Raw genomic sequence first — 6,435 nt, 5'->3', positions numbered from 1 at the left:
AGCAGCCGTTACCCAAATAACGGATATGTACCCAGTCCCACCCATATCCCAGACATAAAAAAAGCGCCGCGTACCTCACGATACGCGGCGCCTCTTCACATCAACACTTTAGGCCTGAATCACCGGAATGTTGGCGCTAGCTGCGATCTTGCGGAACTCAGCAATCTGGTCGAAGTTCAGGTAGCGGTAAACGTCACTGGCCATGGTGTCCAGTTTCGCCGCGTAGCCCATGTACTCTTCGACAGTCGGCAAGCGACCCAGGGTAGAAGCCACTGCCGCCAGCTCAGCCGAAGCCAGGTAGACGTTAGCGCCGTCACCCAGGCGGTTCGGGAAGTTACGGGTCGACGTCGACACCACGGTCGAGTTCGGCTCTACACGTGCCTGGTTACCCATGCACAGCGAGCAGCCCGGCATTTCCATGCGCGCGCCAGCCTTGCCGTAGATGCCGTAGTAGCCTTCTTCGGTCAGTTGGTGAGCGTCCATCTTGGTCGGCGGCGACAGCCACAGACGGGTTGGCAGCTGGCCCTTGACCTGCTCCAGCAGCTTACCGGCCGCGCGGAAGTGACCAATGTTGGTCATGCACGAACCGATGAACACTTCGTCGATCTTCTCGCCGGCAACGCTCGACAGCAGACGGGCATCGTCCGGGTCGTTCGGTGCGCAGAGGATCGGCTCGTTGATCTCGGCCAAGTCGATCTCGATGATTTCAGCGTATTCCGCGTCGGCATCGGCTTCCATCAGTTCTGGGTTCTTGACCCAGGCTTCCATCGCTTGGGCGCGACGTTCCAGGGTGCGTGGGTCGCCGTAGCCTTCACCGATCATCCAGCGCAGCAGGGTGATGTTGGAGTTCAGGTACTCGGTGATCGACTCTTTCGACAGCTTGATGGTGCAACCGGCAGCCGAACGTTCAGCCGAGGCGTCGGACAGCTCGAAAGCTTGTTCCAGCGTCAGGTCGTTCAGGCCTTCGATCTCCAGGATGCGGCCAGAGAAGGCGTTCTTCTTGCCTTTCTTCTCTACTGTCAGCAGACCCGATTGGATCGCGTAGTAAGGAATGGCATGAACCAGGTCACGCAGGGTGATGCCAGGTTTCATCTTCCCTTTGAAGCGCACCAGGATCGATTCCGGCATGTCCAGTGGCATAACGCCAGTGGCTGCGGCGAACGCGACCAGACCGGAACCGGCCGGGAACGAGATGCCCATCGGGAAACGGGTGTGGGAGTCACCACCGGTACCGACGGTGTCCGGCAGCAGCATGCGGTTCAGCCAGCTGTGGATGATGCCGTCGCCTGGACGCAGCGATACACCGCCGCGAGTCATGATGAAGTCAGGCAGGGTGTGGTGGGTGGTCACGTCGATCGGCTTTGGATAAGCCGCGGTGTGGCAGAACGACTGCATGACCAGATCGGTCGAGAAGCCCAGGCACGCCAGGTCTTTCAGTTCGTCACGGGTCATTGGACCGGTGGTGTCCTGGGAACCGACGGTGGTCATCTTCGGTTCGCAGTAGGTGCCAGGACGAACGCCTTTGCCTTCTGGCAGACCGCACGCCTTGCCGACCATTTTCTGGGCCAGGGTGAAGCCTTTGCCGGTGTCGACAGGTGCTTCAGGCAGTTTGAACAGATCGGTAGGACCCAGACCCAGCTCGGCGCGAGCCTTGTCGGTCAGGCCACGGCCGATGATCAGCGGGATACGGCCGCCGGCGCGGACTTCGTCCAACAGCACCGGGGTCTTCATTTCGAAGGTGGTGATGACTTCGTCGGTGCCGTGTTTGCAGACCTTGCCAGCATGCGGGTACAGGTCGATCACGTCGCCCATGTTCATGTTGGTAACGTCAAACTCGATTGGCAGTGCGCCCGCATCTTCCATGGTGTTGTAGAAGATTGGAGCGATCTTGCTGCCGAAGCAGAAACCACCGGCGCGCTTGTTCGGCACGTAAGGCACGTCGTCGCCGAAGAACCACAGTACGGAGTTGGTGGCCGACTTACGCGACGAACCAGTACCGACCACGTCACCGACGTAGGCGATCGGGAAGCCTTGGCCGCGCATTTCTTCGATCTGCTTCATCGGGCCGGTCTTGCCTTGCTCGTCCGGCACGATGCCTTCACGGGCCATTTTCAGCATGGCCAGGGCGTGCAGCGGGATGTCAGGACGGGACCAGGCATCGGGAGCAGGGGACAGGTCGTCAGTGTTGGTTTCGCCGGTGACCTTGAACACGCGCAGGCTGATCTTGTCGGCCAGGGTAGGGCGGTTGCTGAACCACTCGCCGTCGGCCCAGGACTGGATCACGGCTTTAGCGTGTTCGTTGCCGTTCTTGGCTTTTTCAGCCACGTCGTGGAACGCATCGAACATCAGCAGGGTGTGCTTGAGTTGGGCGGCGGCGACAGGAGCCAGTGCGGCGTCGTCCAGCAGCTCGACCAGGGTCACGATGTTGTAGCCGCCTTGCATGGTGCCAAGCAGTTCAACGGCGCGTTGCTTGCTGATCAGGGGGGAAGTGGCTTCGCCCTTGGCCAGGGCAGACAGGAAACCGGCCTTGACGTAGGCAGCTTCGTCAACGCCTGGTGGAATGCGGTTGGTGATCAGGTCAACGAGGAATTCTTCTTCGCCAGCCGGAGGATTTTTCAGCAGCTCGACCAGGCCTGCGGTTTGTTCGGCGTTAAGCGGCTGGGGAACGATACCCAGGGCTGCACGCTCTTCGATATGTTTGCGGTAGGCTTCAAGCACAGTTATTACCCTCATCAGTGGTCCCACGGGACGCTCATCCAGAAATGAACGGCACGCATGCGCTCGGGGGCTTTTTGGGCCGCAAAGCCAGCGCTGCCGGCATTCCTCACAGAAGCTGCTTTCAAAGTTTTACGCCTGCAGAACGGAGCTGATGAGGGTTGGCGAGGGCTCTGACCTACCGAGTCATTAACCATCGCCAACACCGTTCTGAAGGAACGACTGTGCTCGTGACGCTTTGAAAACAGCTTCCAGCGGATTATTGGCGCCTTACAAGGCCGGATGATTCTACGGCAAAAAAATTCTAAAGGTAAGTTGCCTAACCAAGTTTGCTGGGTGATCAAGCTTAGACAAAGGGCTAACATGGCGCATTGTTTCGCTGATTTGCGTGTCGCTGCCCATGTCCAACCAAACCATCAAGACCCCCTGCGTCGGCCTGTGCTCCACGGTCTATGGCGATCTCGTGTGCCGTGGCTGCAAGCGCTTTCACCACGAAGTGATCCAGTGGAACGGCTACGGCGAAGAGGAAAAACGTGCGGTCTGGCTGCGGTTGGAGCAGCTGCTGGTGCAGGTGATGGCCGGCAAACTGGAGGTTTTTGACCCCAAGACCCTGCGCGGCCAACTGGAACAGCGCAAGATCCGCTTCGTGCCGCACCAGTCCGAATATTGTTGGGCCTACCAGTTGATCGCCCGCGGGGCTCGGGTGATCAATAACCTGGAGGCCTATGGCATGGTGCTGTTGCCCGAGTTTCGCGACTGGCCCTTGCCGGACCTGCGCGATGCCATCGATCGGGAGTTCTTTATCCTCTCCGAAGCCCACTACCAGCGCTATATCGCGCCGGGGTTTCTCAAGGATGCGTTTGGCGCCTAGCGGTCAGGCGTTGGTGGCCTGTTCCACGAGGCGATCCATCACTTCTTCAGGCTTGAGCACCAACACATCGCTTTCCAGCGTATCCAGCACGACCTCTGCGGTGTTGCCGATCAGTGCCCCGGAAATACCCGTGCGACCCACGGTGCCGATGATCGTGACCGCCGCCTGCAGTTTGTGGGCGAGATACGGTATCAGCACATCCGCCGGTCCTTCCTCGATATGCAGATGTTTGTCATCCACATCGAACTCCGCCTGAAACGCCCTGCATTGCTCGCGATAACGTGCCTCGATGGTCTCCCTGAGCTGAAACGTCGGGTCCGCCGCCGACAGCATCGGCGAGGGGTGGGCGCTGATTACATGCAATTGCGCCTTGGCCAGGTGGGCGATATCAAAGCCATGGTCGATGATCGAATTATGCAGTGACCGATGTTCACCATCGGTATTGCCCACATCGATCGCCGCCAGGATCACGCCGCCCGTCCAGGGTGTAGCGGTCTTGACCAGCAACACCGCCGTCGGGCAATAACGCAGCAACTTCCAGTCCGCAGGCGTCAACAGCGCCTTTTTCAATGGGCTCTCCGGGAAGTGCTGCTTGATCACCAGCCCACAGCCTTCGGCCTGCTGCACGTCGATAATGGTTTCATGCAGGCTGGCATTCCATGCCTGCTCGGTGCTGACGCTGTAGCCGTCCTCTTGCAAACCCGCCTTGAGCAGCGCCAGCAGCGCCGAGTGCTCATGCTTTTTGTCGCAGACCAGCAAATGCAAGTGCGCGCCGGTGACCCCGGCGATCAGCTTGGCACGCTTGAGGGCCAGGCTTTCCGAATGCTCGGGCTCGATGACCACCAGGATGCTGCGGATGGCTTGCATGGTCGGGATCTCCATAAAAAAGGGCGGGGGCCTGGAACAACTATAGTTGCTGGCTGGCGCACGTCATGTTGATGCACATCAAGGCCGGTGGCTGGTGGTCTGCGGCGGGGTCGGTATAATCGCCGGCCTTTTGTGATCCTTTTGCCCGTGAGCCCGATGAACCTGCCCGAAATCCACGAATTCCTCGGTTGCCGCACCCCTGATGCCTGGGTCCAGGCCGCGCTGGCCGATCAGGACACCCTGCTGATCGACCACAAGAACTGCGAATTCAAAGCCGCCAGCACCGCCCTGAGCCTGATCGCCAAGTACTACAGCCATGTGGACCTGATCAACATGATGTCGCGCCTGGCCCGCGAAGAGCTGGTGCACCATGAACAAGTCATGCGCCTGATGAAAAAGCGCAAGGTCGAGTTGCGCCAACTGAACGCCGGGCGTTACGCCTCGGGTTTGCGCAAAGTGGTGCGCACCCATGAGCCCGTCAAACTGGTGGACACCCTGGTAGTCGGCGCATTTATCGAAGCGCGCAGTTGTGAGCGTTTCGAGGCACTGGTGCCACATTTGGACGAAGAACTCGGCAAGTTTTACTTCGGTTTGCTGAAAAGCGAAGCGCGGCACTTCCAGGGTTATCTGAAGCTGGCCTACCAGTACGGCGACGCCAAGGATGTTGCCCAGGTGATTGAGCGGGTGAGGGCGGCCGAGCAGGAGCTGATCGAGTCACCCGACATCGAGTTCCGCTTTCACAGTGGCGTGCCAGCCTGAGGCCACGGCCACGCCGATCAGCGCGGTGATTCCGGCGAGCAGCAGGATCACCGCCTGCGTGCCCAACGGTGCTGCCAACAGCGCAATCGCCAGGCCTGCCAAGGGTTGCGGCAGGTTGTTGAGCAGGGTGATCACGCCTACGGTCTTGCCGAAGTCCTGCACGGGAATCACCCGCTGACGGGTGCTGCGCAGGTAGACGTTGAACATCTTGTCGAAACCGGTGACCAGCAGGAAACCCACGGCGTACAGCCACACGCCGGGGCTGACCGCCATGATCACCGCACCGACCGCAATCATCGAATACGACAAGCCGCCCAGCACCTTCAGCGGCAGCCCGGCCCGCGCCAGGTAAAACAGAATCCCGATGGTCACCAAGGCGCCGGCTGCCTGCAGCAGGGCATAGGTGTCCTTATCCTGTGCAAATTGGCCCGTCACCATCGCCGCAGACGTGGCCAGCGTGACGCCAATGATCAGGTTCACGCCCACGGCCAGGGCGATGATCCGCTTCAATTCCGGCAGTCGGCGGATATGCCCGAAGGCAATCTTCAATGGCCGCAGCCAGATATCCCGGTGCTGTTCGAAGGTGTCCAGGCTGACGGTGCTGGAGCGTTGCCACAACCGCATCGCCAGGTCGGCCAACACGAACAGCCCGGCCACCCCGAGGACCACCCAGTGCCAGGCCCACACTTCCAGCATCAGCGCCGCTACCAATGGGCCGAGCACCAGCCCGCTCTGGTCGGCAATCTGCGAATAGGACAGTGTCTTGGCATAGCTGTAGTGGGGGAAAACATGGGGCATCAGCACTTCTCGCGCCATGATGCCCTGGGTGGTCAGCACGCCGCAGAGCGCCGAGAGCAGGACGATCCAGAGGATGCCGTCGAATACCCCGTACAAAACCACGGCCGTCACGCAAGCCAGCGCCCGGTAAACCTGGCTGATATGCAGGATGCGCGCCGGTGCGAACTTGTCGCACAATGCGCCACACACCGGGAACGCGAGATAACGCGGCAGCGACTCGATAAAGAACGCCAGCCCGGCCCAGGCCACGCTCTGGGTGGTCTGGAACACGATCAAGGGCACGATGAACAGCAGAATCTGGTCCGCCAACCGCGACAGGAACAGCGAAACAAAGAACGCCAGGTAATCCTTGCGCATACAACTCCCTGTGGATGGCGTTAAAGATTGCAGGTTATTTGTTAAAAACTCTTAAAAGCATGAAGCTT

General features: G+C 59.9%; 5 protein-coding genes. 2 read left to right on the top strand and 3 right to left on the bottom strand.

Annotated elements, in window-relative coordinates; all coding sequences use genetic code 11:
* Positions 1-108 precede the first annotated feature (108 nt).
* Positions 109-2,718, bottom strand: coding sequence for a bifunctional aconitate hydratase 2/2-methylisocitrate dehydratase (acnB, locus tag CI807_RS23835; protein WP_095016489.1), 2,610 nt, complete (start codon positions 2,716-2,718; stop codon positions 109-111).
* A gap of 397 nt (positions 2,719-3,115) precedes the next feature.
* Between acnB and CI807_RS23830 the strand changes: the two genes are divergently transcribed.
* The gene (locus tag CI807_RS23830; protein ID WP_016979484.1) at positions 3,116-3,586 is read left to right on the top strand and encodes a DUF1289 domain-containing protein; all 471 of its coding nucleotides are present in this window, start codon (positions 3,116-3,118) and stop codon (positions 3,584-3,586) included.
* 3 nt (positions 3,587-3,589) lie between these two features.
* Here CI807_RS23830 and CI807_RS23825 read toward each other — a convergent pair whose 3' ends face one another.
* A complete protein-coding gene (locus CI807_RS23825) occupies positions 3,590-4,453 on the bottom strand; it encodes a universal stress protein (RefSeq protein WP_095016488.1) in 864 nt (287 codons plus the stop codon).
* A 156-nt stretch (positions 4,454-4,609) separates the two neighbouring features.
* Between CI807_RS23825 and CI807_RS23820 the strand changes: the two genes are divergently transcribed.
* Positions 4,610-5,212 (top strand): tRNA-(ms[2]io[6]A)-hydroxylase, encoded by a 603-nt coding sequence (locus CI807_RS23820; RefSeq protein WP_016979482.1) that lies wholly within the window; start codon positions 4,610-4,612, stop codon positions 5,210-5,212.
* Here CI807_RS23820 and CI807_RS23815 read toward each other — a convergent pair.
* Entirely contained in the window at positions 5,168-6,367 is a 1,200-nt protein-coding gene (locus CI807_RS23815) for an MFS transporter (protein WP_095016487.1), read from the bottom strand. The genes CI807_RS23820 and CI807_RS23815 overlap by 45 nt on opposite strands.
* Positions 6,368-6,435 lie beyond the last annotated feature (68 nt).

It is taken from the genome of Pseudomonas sp. NS1(2017), from assembly GCF_002269425.1.
Lineage (GTDB): Bacteria > Pseudomonadota > Gammaproteobacteria > Pseudomonadales > Pseudomonadaceae > Aquipseudomonas > Aquipseudomonas reactans.
This window is presented reverse-complemented; position numbering and strand designations above follow the sequence as displayed.

What these genes read in the sequence shown, in the direction of transcription:
- CI807_RS23830 (WP_016979484.1), top strand. Translation starts at nt 3,116, where the DNA reads ATGTCCAACCAAACCATCAAGACCCCCTGCGTCGGCCTGTGCTCCACG.
- CI807_RS23825 (WP_095016488.1), bottom strand. Translation starts at nt 4,453, where the DNA reads ATGCAAGCCATCCGCAGCATCCTGGTGGTCATCGAGCCCGAGCATTCG.
- CI807_RS23820 (WP_016979482.1), top strand. Translation starts at nt 4,610, where the DNA reads ATGAACCTGCCCGAAATCCACGAATTCCTCGGTTGCCGCACCCCTGAT.
- CI807_RS23815 (WP_095016487.1), bottom strand. Translation starts at nt 6,367, where the DNA reads ATGCGCAAGGATTACCTGGCGTTCTTTGTTTCGCTGTTCCTGTCGCGG.